Source organism: Echinicola soli (assembly GCF_006575665.1).
Classification (GTDB): Bacteria; Bacteroidota; Bacteroidia; order Cytophagales; family Cyclobacteriaceae; genus Echinicola; species Echinicola soli.
The window spans coordinates 4,648,704-4,663,617 of the sequence record NZ_CP041253.1; the positions used below are offsets into that span (position 1 = coordinate 4,648,704).

Here is a 14,914-nt window from a genome sequence, read left to right on the forward strand (position 1 = left end):
ATCTCCACCTAAGGCTGGTTTGGTCGCCTATTCTTGAAATTGGTGAGATAGTAAATTGAGCGTTGCTCCACTGGGTTCCTTCACAAAAAAACGCCTGACGCCCCAACTTTCATCCCGAATATCATAAACAATCGAGTAATTCATATCCTTGGCTCGTTGATACATCAAGTCCACATCCGGAACCTCCACGGACATAAAAACCGCTTCGTTATTAACAGGGACACCACCATCGTTCTTGAAAAGGTTGATTTGGGCAGTGGGGTTTTCCGTTGAGACAAAAGTCACCACCCAACCTAAATCCATGGCCAGTTCCATGCCTAAAAACTCATGATAGAATACTTTGGAAGCTTCTATTTGATCGGAATAGATATTTGGGACAATTCTTCGAATTCCCTCTACGGCCTCCTTCATGGTCATTGTAGGTTTTGGTCATTGAAAATAAAGCTGAAGTTTTCCATTTTTGGAAATACCCTGCTGGTCAATGTTGGGTAGCGGAATCAACTGTTTTTTCTTTCTTACTAAAAATCCATTTCACCTTTTTCCAATTAGTAAATAAGGCTGCAAATATCATTTCTATCAGTATGGCCATAATTGAAGGATTTTTAGTTTATTATACGTAAAAGTTAAGAATTGTTTTTCACATTATGGCGTATTTCAAAATCGAATTCAGATTTTTCAGATTCAGCTAAGTATTTAAATTCAGATTCCTCTTTTACTGGCGTCCGAGAAAACAATCGTCCAATTGAAAAAAATCAACTGTTTTCACCCCTACCCCCCCTAAAGGGGATGGGGGCATTTCAGGGATTGGAATAAAAACCCTCAAATTTGTATTTAAAAACAGTTTTTGATCATATTTGAAATTTAATCGGACGCCAGTAATTCCTTTTCTTCTTTAATATCAAAATCATCTTGAAGTCCGAGCCGGAACTTGGCAGAATTCCCAAAACATTTGCTTAATCGCAGCAGCAATACCGGTCACTCCTGGCCTTTTCGAAACACTCCCTCCCTTCCTTAAAAGCAAAATAAGACAGTCCAAGCGTGCCTATACTGTCCACATACGGTAACCCAAACCAAGCATACAGCCCACTGCTCACGAGCAAAATCACCGACATATAAACACATACCAGTGTGCAATTGGCATCAGCTAGAATCGGCTCAGACTGGAGCTTCTTCCCCACTTTTCGCTTCCAGAGGACCAATGCCCACATCACCAAAATAGAAACTCCGGAAATGACCACACCCCAAAAAGTAGTGATCGGCTGGTGGCCAGTCCAAATATTATAACAACTCGTGATAACCAAACCGGCTACCAAAATATAGAACGCAAAGCCTGTAATCCGCAAAGCTGTCCGCTCGAACTCATCCCGCTTACTCCCTGGATTACGCCGGATCCTGATCACCATATGGGCTATCCCCAATCCGGAAATCACTTCTATAAAACTATCTGTCCCAAAACCAAAAAGCACCAGGCTCTCATCTGTAAAGCCCAGATAAGTCGACAAGATCCCTTCTGCCAGGTTATACAAAATGGTAAACACCGCCAGGCCAAAGGCCACTTTATAATACCGTTTGTGATCATCCATAGATATCATTGCGTAAGGCAATTCCTCTGACTAATGTATTCAATTATGCCCGGCATTTCAAACCCCGCCCTTTTCCCGGACAATCAAATACCATTCACTATCCAGCTGAAGGTACCCATAGTCATAGCAATAAATGTAGGTGTCACCTTTCTTATTGACAAATCGATGGGTGTGATACTTGAACAAGAACCCTTTCAGCAATAGCTGCTCACGGGAGATCGTAATGGTCTCCCTCACCCCGGAAAGAGCATTTTTCAGGATGTTTCGGTTCTTTTTTAAGGCGTTGTTGATCTTCCTGACGGTATGGTAACTTCCGGATTTAAGGTGATTGTTATAGGCATTCCGACAAAAATCATCACAAAACTTCTTATCCGACCTCCCCTGTACAGGCTTTTGACAGTTAAGACACTTCCTCTCTTCTAAAAACATCGTATACTCTTCTTTATCAATGAAAAATATACGGAATATACACATTTTTAAGCATTTCACCAACCACTTACTTCCAATTGTAAGCGGTTACAAACGTTTACAAACGACTACAAACGTTTAACAACCGACTCCTATCTCCTAAGTAAATCACTTTTGTAAAGCATCAAACGGATATAGGCCGGATCACTTTAACCGCCATGATGCATTGGGAAGTTTTAGCGAACGCACAAGAGATTTTCTCATGAACAATTTTACGATTTGTATCGGGGCAGGCTGAGTAAATCCGTACACACTTATCTGCCGTGATGGATCCGCCGACGATCTTTTCAACAATCCTATTGCTGATTCAAGTCTAAAAACGATATCAAATTTTCAACATAACCTTTACATATTATGAATACCTTAAGAAACAAAGTACAACTGATCGGAAGGCTGGGAGCCAAAGCAGAATACAAGCTCCTGGACAATAGCAACGCCATGGCACGGCTAAGTCTTGCTACCAACGAGGTTTATAAAAATGCCAAAGGCGAGCGCGTGGAAGACACCACTTGGCACCAAGTCGTCGCTTGGGGAAAAATAGCTGAAATCATCCATAAATATACCGACAAAGGCACCGAAATAGCCATCGAGGGAAAGTTGATCAACAGAACCTACAATGACGCCAAAGGAGAAAAGAAATACATCACCGAAGTTCAGGTCAAGGACGTAGTCCTGCTGGGCGATAAAAACAATGTTCCAAAATCCTAACTGATCTGGTTCATTGATATCAGCCCAATAAAAGGTCAGTCAGAAAATGGGGATTTCCACTAATGTAGATCTCCCAGTTCGATTTAACCATGCTATGTATGATGAATCGTAGTAGCTTGTTTTCAGAGGAAGGCATTTATAGTGATGGAAGCCGCAGCACATTGCTGTGGCCTTTCCAATCCCCAAACAATCAACGACAAGGACGTCCCGTTGGGGCAATGAAAGATTAAAACCATTTTTAGCTAAACTCAAGTTAACAGCAATGAGGGAGCACTTTTGGGACTGGTGCTGATTAGCCCGTGAGTTTTCAGCAAAGGACTGAAGGCAAAGCCGAATCAAGGGGATATGGGCTGATGCACTCCATTGAGTTCCTTGCTATAAAATCCTGTGACAGGATGAAATAATCATCCTGCCTGCTTTTATCCAAAGCATGTTAGAAATCAAAGTAGTCTTGCCCCAACTTTTCCGCTTGGTACCTTCTTTACCCCTAAATAAAATTAAAAAAAAAGGGCTGTTCCTTTCGAAACAGCCCTTTCCTATTACAATTGAATACTTCTTTATTATTTAAACATCTCTTTGGTAACAGTCACCTCACCCGTCTCCACATTATAATAAGCTCCGGCAAGGCCTATTTTACCTTCATCAAACAGTTCTTTCAGGACATCGCTTTTCTCCAAAATCACATCCATCGTATCAAGGACATTTTGCTTGGAAACTTCCTCTACAAATTCGGGATCAGTATGTTCCTTATCGGACTTTTCACTCACCGTTTTAATAGAAGGGTTTACTTTTTCCAGAAGTCCTGTTAGATTGCCCATTTTCACTTCTGAACAGGCTCCTGTAACAGCCCCACACTTGCTATGGCCCAATACTACGACTAGCTTTGATCCGGCTACTTTACAGGCATACTCCATACTGCCAAGAATGTCTTCATTGGCCACATTTCCAGCTATCCTTACGCTGAAGATATCCCCTAGTCCCTGATCAAAAATCAATTCTGCAGAAGTCCTACTGTCGATACAACTTAGTACTATGGCAAAAGGCCACTGTCCATCACGGGTATCGTTTACTTGGTTAAGAAGGTGTCTGTTAAACTTAAGATTGCTTACAAATCGTTGGTTCCCTTCTTTCAAAAACTCCAGTGCTTTTTTGGGAGTTACTGATGCCTGGGTTTCCGCAGTATGTGCTTTCATATTATTTTGGTTAGTTTAGTTAAATACTTTAAATAATCACGCGATCGTATACACAACTAGGTATGAAATTCATTAAAAAGAGGTTGGCTCATAATATCCCCCCCCTTTTAACTTAACTTAAAATGGTTATTGAGATGTTTCCCTTTGTCAAAATGACAATAAAGATAAATGAGCCAGCCTCCTCTTACATCACCTGAGTGATGACAGTTTCTACAATACTAATTTAATTATTTCCGTTGATTAAATCAGAAATCACCTCACGGTGAGAAGTTTTTCCTCTCTTTCGGTAACTGATGATATTTTTATGTTCCATAGACACATGATTGGATTCATCCATATCATTTTCAAGATTATATGCATCTTTAAACCCTACCAATTTCACGGAGATTTCTCTTTCCGGCGCTTGAACTTTTTTAAATTCCCTGATCAATTCCAATACATCGTGTGCCACATAAACAGTATCCGAAGCGTCGATCACGACACTCGCACCCTCTGGAATATGATTCAAAGTCTGCTTGATGGCCGCCTTATTAAGAAATGATACTTCCTGGGCCAAATCCACATGAATCACATCACCATCTTGGTAACCTTCTTTGTTAAAATAGTAAACTCGTCTGGAATTTCCTCTAAGGATAAAGAATACACTGATGACCAGTCCCAGTGCAACCCCTTTAAGCAAATCTAAGAATACCACCCCGGTAAGGGTCGCTATAAATGGGATAAACTGATATTTACCCTGATTCCAGAAATACTTAAATGTGGCAGGATTGGCCAATTTATATCCAATCATCAGCAGGATAGCTGCCAAGGTGGCCAGAGGTATCTTATTCAGTATAATCGGTATCGTCAATACACTGGCCAGCAAAAAGGCACCATGAACTACAGCTGACATTTTTGATTTAGCACCTGCGTTGATATTGGCCGTGGTACGCACCACCACAGATGTCATGGGCAACCCACCTATCAGGCCACTGACAATATTCCCTATTCCCTGCGCTTTCAGCTCCACGTTGGAATTGGTCACCCGCTTCATCGGATCCATGCGGTCGGCTGCTTCTATACACAGCAAGGTCTCAATAGAGGCTACCACAGCAATAGTCGCTGCCACTATCCATACTTCAGGGTTACCAATCGCTGAAAATTGCGGCATGGTAATCAAGCCTTTGAACTCTTCAGGAGTGGTGGGAACAGGAAGACTTACCAAGTATTTCTCACCAATAGCCAGCGAGCTCCCGGTCATGATAAAAAGCTCATTGACCACTACGCCAATGACTACAGCTACCAATGCAGGCGGTATCAACTTTAGCCGCTTCAAGGCTGGGATATTTCCCCACGCGACCAATATGATCAATGAAATGGCCGTTACCAAAATCACCCCTGCCTGAACCCCCGTAAAAGAGGCTGCCAGGTCAGTAAAAATCGCCAAGCCGGAGCCTATTTCAACATCTGAGCCCAAGGCTACCGGAACCTGCTTCAGGAAGATAATCACCCCTATCCCCGCAAGCATTCCTGTAATCACATTACTTGGAATATAATTGGAGACACTTCCGGCTTTTAAAAAACCCATGGCCAACTGTATCAGTCCGGCCAACACAACCGCTACCAGGAAAATTTCGAATGCCCCCAAATCCTGAATGGCCACCAGTACAATGGCTGTCAATCCGGCCGCTGGACCTGAAACACTTACATGGGACTGGCTCAGAAACCCTACCACTATACCTCCCACAATTCCTGTAATGATCCCTGAAAACAACGGGGCTCCAGAAGCCATGGCTATTCCCAAACACAAGGGAAGGGCCACCAGGAACACCACTAATCCCGATGGAATATCTGACTTAAAATTAGCAAAGAGATTTTTCACCTTTGTCATAAAATTTATTCGTTTTGTTTTATTTTGCAATCGATTGATCTGCGCCAGTAAAGACCTTAGCGCAAAGCTGTTACACATCTTTGCTATACAGCTTTAGGACCGGATAATCCGTTCCAAAAATAACGAGTAAGTTTTAAGACAATTCAGGAGGTGGACAAAACTGATCTCCCAAGACAAAGGCATAATCGATTTCCCGATGAAACCCAACGTTGATATCTTCGTCAGCCATCATCATCGATAATGCCATCATATCATAACGCTTAAAAAATGATGACTTTTCCGATTTGTGGTTTTCGGAATTTTCCTCTTCTTCTACCACAGAGTAAAACATGGACACATCAGACTTTCCATCTATGATCGTAACGACCATAGGTGTAAAAACAAACCCCGTAAACAATACCAAAAGAAGTACTGACAGGCATTTCCTGATATGTTGTTTGTAAATCTTCAAAATAGTTAGTAAAAACTACCACTTAATTTCAACGTCAAAAATAGGAAAAAGTTCGAGGAATCAATAACTTCAGGGAGTTTAAGCTTCGGTATTTTACAGCTATAATGGATTTTTTGGTAACAGCGGTCGTTATTCCTTCATCGCTGGTTTTGATTTTCAAGTAACTACCAAAATAATCACCGATTGATTGGTGTTTATTGAGAAAGTGATTTTTCTCTTCATTGATAATCTATAAAATGACTATCGGTAATTTTACACGTAGTGGTACCATTACAAAATGCGATTTCGAAAGTTAAGGAAGTCCCTTGGTGAGACCGGTTTAAGAAAAATGAGCAGGCCGTTAAGAAAATAAATTAGCTCGCGTCGTGGAACAGCGAGATCCATACATTTTCAGGCCGGAGCAGTTTTCTTAAATTAAATTGGGTAACGTATTGTCCTCACTGGAAAACTTGTCCTTCCCAATTTAAAGAACTCACCACCGGACTGGATTTTCCGTCCTTTTCATCAATGGAAATGCGTAGCATTCATGAAGACCTATTGAAAGCAATTTTACACCTGAATAAAAGGACGGAAACACTATTTATTCAATTATGCTTGGCTACGTAAATGACTCATCGGTGCGTTTCGTAGAAATTTTGTGCTAGGTCACTTTTAAGCTGCTGTATAATGGCATCCACCTCCTTTTTAACCTCCAGTGCTTCCAACGTACTTAACAATTGCTCAGAAGTGCGGATCCCTGAAACCACGGATGCCACTGCTTTGTGATCCAACGGATACTTAAGGGCCACTTTCTGCTGGATTTTCGTGTCTTTGCACAATGCCTTCACCTTGTCCTTTATAACGCCCACTTCTTTCTCTGACCAGTTGAGGTATTCTTTTGCCGGCTTATCCAGCAGAAGCCCTTTGGCGTATCCACCTCTTACCAAAACACTGATCTGATTTTTTCCCAACAAGTCCAAAACAACTTCCTCCGGCCTTCTATCCAACAGGCTGTACTGCATCATCACCCCGGCAATGTTGGATTTTTCCACGTATTGTCGAATGACATTTGGACGGATGGAAGAGATGCCATACTCCCTGATTTTTCCTTGCTCCTTGAGCAATTCAAATGCCTCAATGGTTTCATCAATTGGATCCTCCAAAGTTCCTCCATGCAACTGGTAAAAGTCAATAAAATCGGTCTGTAAGCGCTTCAGGCTTTTTTCAATGGCCTTTAAGATATAGGATTTTCGTGGATTCCAGTCCCATCCACTTCCATCGGCCCTCAGCTCATTTCCTACTTTAGTGGCCAGTACTATGTCATGACGCATGCCCTTAAGTGCTTCTCCCACCACTTTCTCATTTTTGCCTGCGTCATATAAGTCCGCAGTATCAAAATAATTGATGCCATGCTCGATAGCTTGGTGGATCAATTGTACATTTTCCTTTTTGCTGCCCTTTAGTGACATACAGCCAAAAGAAACTTCACTGACCTTGATAGTTGATTTCCCTAATTGATTATAGTGCATATATGCTTATTTTTTTTTACCACAAGTGATGTACATCTGCCTTGATGTATTGCGCATAGACTGCCCTTACAGCTTCTAACTGCTCATGAGTCAAGGCTGGTAATGCTGAAGACAGCAAGTTTGCTTTTACTTGGCTAGGCCGTGAAGCACCTGGAATAACGGTACTCACTTCGTCAAACATCAATATCCATCGAAGGGCCCAGGCAGCCAATGGCTCATCTTCTCCGAAAATATCCTTAAGCGCTTCCACCGCATCCAATCCTTTTTCAAAATCGACACCCGAGAAGGTTTCCCCCTTGTCAAAGGCCTTTCCCTCTCTATTAAAATAACGATGGTCGTTCGTATCAAATTCCCTTTCCCGACTCATCTTACCACTGAGAAGACCACTCGCCAATGGCACACGTACGATGATGCCGACATCTTTCCCTTTTGCTTCTTCGAAAAAGGTGGCGGCAGGTTTTTGACGGAACATATTGAAAATAATCTGCACCGTTTTCACATTTGGGTACTTAATGGCCAGCTGCGCTTCCTCTACCTTCTCTACACTAACACCCAGATGCTTGATCTTACCTTCTTCTTTCAAGCGATCAAAAAGCTCAAAAATCTCATCTTGCTTATACACTGCCGTCGGTGGACAATGCAACTGAATCAAATCCAACGATTCGATTCCGATATTTTTCAAACTGGCTTCCACGTATTTCCTAAGTACTTCAGGAGTATAGCCCTCACTCACATGTGGGCTGATCTGCCTCCCGCATTTACTGGCCACAAAAATCTGTTCTGATCGCTCCTTGAGAAGCCTGCCCACGGCAGCCTCGCTCTTCCCATCATCATAAACATCCGCGGTATCTATAAAATTAACTCCACCATCTATGGCCTCATGCAAAATTTTAGCTGCTGCCCTTTCATCGAAGTTTCCTCCCCAGCCTCCGCCTACTTGCCAAGTGCCAAGTGAAATTTCTGAAATGTTGATATCGGTGTTGCCCAGTTTTCTATAATTCATATTAATGATATTTTATCCTTTTTTTATACATTAGCAAAGTAATAATGAATAAAATTCATTTATACAGCATGTATAAGCAATTAAGTTTATTTATTAACTGATGACTCAAAGATGTTTAAGTAATTCCTAAATTACCACTCATTTTTTCAATAATATTCAATAAGAAACAACAACTATGAAAACAAGAAGATCATTTCTAAACCGATTGGGAATAGTAGGAACGAGCCTGTTCTTTCCTCTGAGCGCCAATGCTGCACCAGCCAAAGATTTCTTGATCCATCAAGTATATTTTTGGCTCAAAAACCCAGAAAAAGACACGAAAAGCTTCATCAAGGGCTGCGAAGGCCTCATTAAAATAGACAGCATTAAAAAAGCCTATATCGGAAAACCTGCCGCTACTACCAGAAGGGATGTCGTGGACCACTCTTTTCATGTGTCGCTCACGATCCATTTCAGGACAATGGAAGATCATAACATCTATCAAATCCATGAAACCCATAAAAAATTCATCGCTAAGCATGAGGAAAAGTGGGAAAAGGTCCAAGTCTATGACATGAAAATCGAATAGCATTTCACCTCTCCTTTAGCTCAATTTACGCGATCCCCTGCAAAAAAACCGGATGAAACTACTACGTTTCATATTGCTATTTCAGCTCATTTCGATGATGCCAGTCCTTAAGGCGATGCCCTTTCAGGTCAATTCGCCACATTTGGCAATGTCTATGGAAGGTAAAATTGACAGCCTTAACAACTGGGCTGAAAAAAACATTGAAAAAAACACCAAAAAGGCACTTGACAATTCCATTGTAGCACTCGATCAAGCACAGAAGATCAACTATAGCTTAGGAGAAGCCGAGAGCATGATCAATTTGGGCTGGATTTATTACCGCATGAATCAGTATTCACTGGCGATTGAATATGCATTTAAAGGGCACCAAAGTATTGTCCCGCTAAACAATCAAAGGCTATTGGCGAAGTCCCTGCTGAACATAGGGGCTATCTACAGTGGAAGTACAGACCAATTAGCTGATGCACTCGAATATTTTGAGCAAGCTTATGAAAAAAGTAAGCCCCTTAATGACAATATGCTTACGGGAAGGGCACTTAACAACATTGCCTGGATACTGACTCAAATGGGCAATTATGATGAGGCTCGGGACCTGATCACACCTTATGTTAAAAAAAATGGAAACCAATTTCTTAGCTCATTTGCCCACAGGACATTGGGAGATATTAATGTGGCAGAAGGTGACACCACAGCTGCCATTGGCAATTATAAAGCTTGCTTTGAAATCCTGAAAAGCGAAAACGCTTACTATTTTACCACGGTCAGTGTCATTATCAGATTGTCACGTCTCTACCTGGCAAGGGACCAATATTACATGGCCAAGCGCTATTTGGACCAAGGCAAAAATATCAGCACCGAAAATCACTATCGTGAACATATGGTGGAGATAAACCAAATGTACGCGCAGTATTACGAAGCAATCGGCAACTGGAAGCAAGCGCTTAACTTCCAAAAAGAATACACAGCCCTTGTAGATAGCCTTCATGGTAAACTAAACGCCAAAAGCATGGGCAAGCTGGAAGCTAAGTTTGACTTTGACCAGCGACTTGACGCCATCAATACTGAAATGGCCCTTAACGAAAAGCTGATTAATGAAAAATTGCAGCAACAGATCTTTAAGCGAAACATTTTTCTGATCGGGTTCATCCTCATGATTATCCTGGCTACTTTTATTCTATTTAGTACATACAAGATTAGAAAGACCAAACAACAGGCCGAATCTGCTAACCGGGCAAAGTCCGATTTTATCAGCAGCATGAGCCACGAAATACGAACACCCCTCAACGGCGTCATCGGTTTCTCGGACTTGCTTAGCTCCACCACCTTGGACGCTAGCCAAAGGCAATATATCAACCTAATCAATCAGTCCGCAAAGTCCTTAATGGAAATCGTCAATGACATCCTGGACTTTTCCAAAATAGAGGCAGGCAAGCTTGAAATAGAAAAATCACCTACCTACATGTATGACCTGGGCATTGAAGCCATTAATCTTATTGCTTTCCATGCCCATAAAAAGCAACTCGAACTGATCCTGGACATCGATGAAGACATTCCCTTCTCGGTGATGGCGGACCAGTTAAGATTAAAACAAATTCTCATTAACCTCCTGAGCAATGCCGTAAAATTCACTTCCAAAGGCGAGATCATCTTAAAAATAGAATATGTCCGATCACTTACCAACGGTGAAGCTACCATTCGTTTTATGGTAAAAGACACCGGAACGGGCATCAACAAAATAAATCAAGCAAAGGTTTTCAGTGCCTTTACCCAAGAGGATTCTTCCACCAGTCGAAAGTTTGGGGGAACTGGACTTGGCCTGACCATTTCAAAAAAGCTACTTGAGATGATGGACAGTGAGATCCACCTGGAAAGTGAAATGGGAAAGGGCAGTGCTTTTTGGTTTGATTTGGACTTCGTCGTACTAAAGAAAAAATCCGATAAGAAAATCTCTCAGATCCTAATCGGTCGAAAGACACTTATCATTGATGATAATAACATACACCGTCATGTCATCAGCACGGTTATCCATAAACTTAACGGATCCATTGAACAGGCTAAAAACGAGAAACAAGCCCATGCCCTATTGGAGAAGGAAGCACCTTTTGACCTTATTTTGATCAATCAAAACCTTTACAGCATTGACGGCATGACCTTGGCCAAAAAGCTAAAAGAAAGCTCACAAATTCCCGCTACCACCAAGGTCATATTGATGCACAATGCCTTTGTGCGTGACATCACCCTTCCAGAACACGTCGACGCATTTCTTATCAAGCCTTTTAAGAAGCCTGATTTTCTGGATATTGTGCATAAGTTGTTTAACACTGAAAAAGACCATACACCTGAGACCACTTTCTTGGTCCAACCAAATGACCTGGAAGGGCTGAAAACCATTTCTCCTACCATTCTAATTGCAGAGGACAATATGGTAAACATGATTCTGACCAAAAAAATGCTCCGATCTCTAGTACCAAATTCAGCTATTTTAGAAGCAAAAAATGGTAAACAAGCAGTGGAAGTATTCCAAACCAATGATGTGGACATCATTTTTATGGACATTCAAATGCCCGTGCTAAATGGATATGAGGCTACCCGAATGATCCGTAAATTGGAAGGAATGGATAGGCATACCCCTATCATTGCGCTGACGGCGGGAATTCTTAACAATGAAAAACAAAAAAGCCAGACAGCAGGCTTAGATGATTTTACTGCAAAACCAATGGACAAAGAAGCCATCACCAAAATACTCCTTTACCACCTCACCCAGCAAGTAAGCTGATATAAGCAGGGCCAGGATAGATTTTGAAGAAGCCTTGGGTCGCAACAGATAGGCTAATGCATATTTTAGGCTAAAAACACCAAAGTTAAAAAGGGAAACCCCGTTAACCTGATTTCGGCTTAAGATTAGCACTATAAACATTGGGAGCTTGTCTAAAGCCAAGCTCCCAAGCAGGTTCACAGTGACGATTTTTGTTATCTAACTGAGGTTGTTAAGAAGTTACTTTTTCCACCACAAGATTATGATTGGTATAAATACAGATATCAGCGGCTATGTTAAGGCTTTCTCTTACCATCTCTTCGGCGGATAGCTGGTTAGCAAATTTCTTTAGCGCCCTGGCAGCAGACTGTGCGTACATACTCCCAGAACCTATCGTAGCGATTTCCATATCAGGTTCGATCACATCACCAGTTCCTGAAATGATCAACACATCATCTGCATCTGCCACGATCATCATCGCTTCCAGTTTGCTCAGCATACGATCGGTCCTCCACTCTTTGGCCAGCTCCACCGCAGCTCTCTTCATATTGTTTCCATAAGCGCCGAGCTTCTCTTCAAATTTTTCCAGAAGGGTAAAAGCATCTGCAGTAGAGCCTGCAAAGCCAGTTACTATTTTCCCTCCTTGGAGCTTTCGCACCTTATTGACACTGCTTTTAGCCACAGTGTTGCCCAAGGTGGCCTGGCCATCTGCTCCGATGACCACTTCTCCGTTATGCTTAATGGCCACAACCGTGGTGGATCTTAATTTTTCCATGTTTATTATGTAGTTGTAATGTTTTAAGGTTTCGGGGTTCAAATGTGACGAAGGTTACAACATATTAAAGTTATGATAAAATGTAACTTCCTTCCCGATCAAAGCCCTTATTATCTTTTACTTGTAACGCCTAAATTATTTCCATAAAATAGGGGAAAGGCATTGACACTTTTCCATTTGCTTTTTCTCTAAACTTGATACTTGTGTCTTGATCATTTATACTCCCCTAATTGGCAAAAACCATACTAAAAGAAAAAGCCCTGTCAGGAATGCACCGAACAGGACTTTTTGACATATTTTACAGCATCATTGTGCCGTTTGATTACATTATATCAGGATTCTCACAGGATCTTCCAGTAATCCCTTAAGTGTTTTAAGGAAACCAGAACCTACAGCACCATCAACCACTCTGTGATCACATGACAAGGTTACTTTCATCACATTTCCTACTTGCATCTGACCATCCTTCACGATCACTGTCTCCTTAATACCCCCTACGGCCAGGATACAGGCATCCGGTGGATTTACGATCGCCGTAAACTCTTCGATGCCAAACATTCCAAGATTGGAAATGGTAAAGGTATTTCCTTCCCAATCTTTAGGCTGAAGCTCTTTGTTTTTAGCCTTTCCACCCAAAGTCTTGGCTTCCTGGGAAATCTGTGACAATGTCTTGCTATCTGCAAAACGGATCACTGGTACCAAAAGTCCTTCCTCCACCGCTACGGCCATGCCGATATGAACATGCTCGTTGTAGCGGATTTTGTCTCCCAGCCAGCTGGAATTCACTTTTGGGTGTTGCCTCAATGAAGCAGCCACTGCCTTGATCACCATGTCATTGAACGATATCTTCACGGGAGCGATTTCATTCATACTCTTACGTGCTTCGATTGCCTTATCCATATTGATCTCCATGGTCAGGTAAAAGTGCGGAGCGCTGAACTTACTCTCCGCCAATCGCTTGGCAATGGTTTTCCTCATTTGGGAAACCTTTTCTTCAGTATAAGATTCTTGTCCTACTGCTGCTGGAGCGGCTGCACCGGATTGGGCAGCAGGCTGTGCTGTAGCAGGGTCGAAGCTCTCTACGTCGCGTTTGATTATTCGTCCACCTTCTCCGGATCCTTTGATCAACGCGATATCCACTCCTTTGTCCTCAGCCAGTTTCTTGGCCAATGGAGATGCTTTGATCCTTCCGTTTTCAGAAGAACTGCTGGAAGAAGTGGTTTTTTCTGATGCTTCTTCTTTCTTTGGTTCGGGCTTGGATTCAGTTTTAGGTACTTCCTTCTTTTCTTCCTTAGTAGCTGGCTTTTCTTCATTGCCGCCATTGGACTTTTGCTTGTGCGCCTTTAGAAGCTTCTCATAATCAGCACCTTTCTCTCCAATCACCGCGATCACTCCGTCGATCGGCACACTATCTCCTTCTTGGACACCGATATGCAGGAGCACACCGTCATCGTAAGATTCCAGTTCCATGGTAGCCTTATCGGTTTCCACTTCTGCTAGAATGTCCCCTGACTTCACTTCGTCGCCTTCTTTTTTAAGCCAAGAAGCGATGGTACCTTCCTGCATCGTATCACTCATTTTGGGCATGGTGATCAGGTTGGCATTGACATCAGATGTATCGATTTCCTCAGCAGGTGCAGACTCACTGCTGCTCTCCTCTTTTTTATCTTCTTTTGGTGCTTCTTCTTTAGCAGCTTCGGCATCTCCATTGCCTCCACCGTCTAAGTCTTTGAGCAGGTCATCGATGTTTTCTCCTTTTTCACCGATAATAGCGATTACTCCATTTACTGGAACAGCGTCTTTCTCTTCCACTCCAATGTGCAGCAACACCCCTTCATCATAAGACTCCAGCTCCATGGTAGCTTTGTCAGTTTCCACTTCTGCCAGGATGTCCCCAGCTTTTACATCGTCTCCTACTTTCTTTAACCAAGCTGCGATCACCCCTTCTTCCATGGTGTCGCTCATTTTGGGCATTCTTATTACTTCGGCCATAAGTTTTCTATATCCTATTCAATTTTACGCAAGTCAAAAA

14 protein-coding genes are annotated in these 14,914 nt (G+C 42.2%); 4 read left to right on the plus strand and 10 right to left on the minus strand.

The genetic code is table 11. From position 1 onward, the window contains the following. Nucleotides 1-27: 27 nt before the first annotated feature. The 3 genes from FKX85_RS18190 to FKX85_RS18205 all read right to left on the minus strand — a co-directional run bounded on the left by FKX85_RS18190 (nt 28) and on the right by FKX85_RS18205 (nt 2,012). Nucleotides 28-411 (minus strand): VOC family protein, encoded by a 384-nt coding sequence (locus tag FKX85_RS18190; RefSeq protein WP_141616090.1) that lies wholly within the window; start codon nt 409-411, stop codon nt 28-30. Nucleotides 412-953: 542 nt separating this feature from the next. Continuing rightward, a complete protein-coding gene (locus FKX85_RS18200) occupies nt 954-1,583 on the minus strand; it encodes a cation transporter (protein ID WP_229239675.1) in 630 nt (209 codons plus the stop codon). 57 nt (nt 1,584-1,640) lie between these two features. Further along, nucleotides 1,641-2,012, minus strand: coding sequence for a hypothetical protein (locus tag FKX85_RS18205; protein ID WP_141616092.1), 372 nt, complete (start codon nt 2,010-2,012; stop codon nt 1,641-1,643). Between the two features lie 393 nt (nt 2,013-2,405). On the opposite strand from FKX85_RS18205, the gene FKX85_RS18210 reads away from it, so the two are divergent. Continuing rightward, the gene (locus FKX85_RS18210; protein WP_141616093.1) at nt 2,406-2,759 is read left to right on the plus strand and encodes a single-stranded DNA-binding protein; all 354 of its coding nucleotides are present in this window, start codon (nt 2,406-2,408) and stop codon (nt 2,757-2,759) included. A gap of 98 nt (nt 2,760-2,857) precedes the next feature. Continuing rightward, nucleotides 2,858-2,989 (plus strand): hypothetical protein, encoded by a 132-nt coding sequence (locus tag FKX85_RS21790; RefSeq protein WP_262711613.1) that lies wholly within the window; start codon nt 2,858-2,860, stop codon nt 2,987-2,989. 330 nt (nt 2,990-3,319) lie between these two features. Here FKX85_RS21790 and FKX85_RS18215 read toward each other — a convergent pair whose 3' ends face one another. The 5 genes from FKX85_RS18215 to FKX85_RS18235 all read right to left on the minus strand — a co-directional run bounded on the left by FKX85_RS18215 (nt 3,320) and on the right by FKX85_RS18235 (nt 8,784). Then, nucleotides 3,320-3,952, minus strand: a complete 633-nt coding sequence (locus tag FKX85_RS18215) for a carbonic anhydrase family protein (RefSeq protein ID WP_141616094.1) — start codon at nt 3,950-3,952, stop codon at nt 3,320-3,322. Between the two features lie 223 nt (nt 3,953-4,175). Next, nucleotides 4,176-5,822 carry a SulP family inorganic anion transporter gene (locus tag FKX85_RS18220; protein ID WP_141616095.1) on the minus strand — a complete coding sequence of 549 codons (1,647 nt, stop codon included), beginning with the start codon at nt 5,820-5,822 and terminating at the stop codon, nt 4,176-4,178. 133 nt (nt 5,823-5,955) lie between these two features. Beyond that, nucleotides 5,956-6,273 (minus strand): hypothetical protein, encoded by a 318-nt coding sequence (locus FKX85_RS18225; protein ID WP_229239676.1) that lies wholly within the window; start codon nt 6,271-6,273, stop codon nt 5,956-5,958. Nucleotides 6,274-6,884: 611 nt separating this feature from the next. Further along, nucleotides 6,885-7,781, minus strand: a complete 897-nt coding sequence (locus FKX85_RS18230; RefSeq protein WP_141616096.1) for an aldo/keto reductase — start codon at nt 7,779-7,781, stop codon at nt 6,885-6,887. Between the two features lie 16 nt (nt 7,782-7,797). Beyond that, nucleotides 7,798-8,784: an aldo/keto reductase gene (locus FKX85_RS18235; RefSeq protein WP_141616097.1), complete on the minus strand. Its 987-nt coding sequence runs from the start codon at nt 8,782-8,784 to the stop codon at nt 7,798-7,800. A 175-nt stretch (nt 8,785-8,959) separates the two neighbouring features. On the opposite strand from FKX85_RS18235, the gene FKX85_RS18240 reads away from it, so the two are divergent. Then, nucleotides 8,960-9,352, plus strand: a complete 393-nt coding sequence (locus FKX85_RS18240) for a Dabb family protein (protein WP_141616098.1) — start codon at nt 8,960-8,962, stop codon at nt 9,350-9,352. 52 nt (nt 9,353-9,404) lie between these two features. Beyond that, nucleotides 9,405-12,128, plus strand: coding sequence for a tetratricopeptide repeat-containing hybrid sensor histidine kinase/response regulator (locus FKX85_RS18245; RefSeq protein WP_141616099.1), 2,724 nt, complete (start codon nt 9,405-9,407; stop codon nt 12,126-12,128). A gap of 211 nt (nt 12,129-12,339) precedes the next feature. Here the strand turns inward: FKX85_RS18245 and hslV are convergent, their stop codons facing one another. Then, nucleotides 12,340-12,882: an ATP-dependent protease subunit HslV gene (hslV, locus tag FKX85_RS18250; protein WP_141616100.1), complete on the minus strand. Its 543-nt coding sequence runs from the start codon at nt 12,880-12,882 to the stop codon at nt 12,340-12,342. A gap of 327 nt (nt 12,883-13,209) precedes the next feature. After that, a complete protein-coding gene (locus FKX85_RS18255; protein ID WP_141616101.1) occupies nt 13,210-14,874 on the minus strand; it encodes a pyruvate dehydrogenase complex dihydrolipoamide acetyltransferase in 1,665 nt (554 codons plus the stop codon). Nucleotides 14,875-14,914 lie beyond the last annotated feature (40 nt).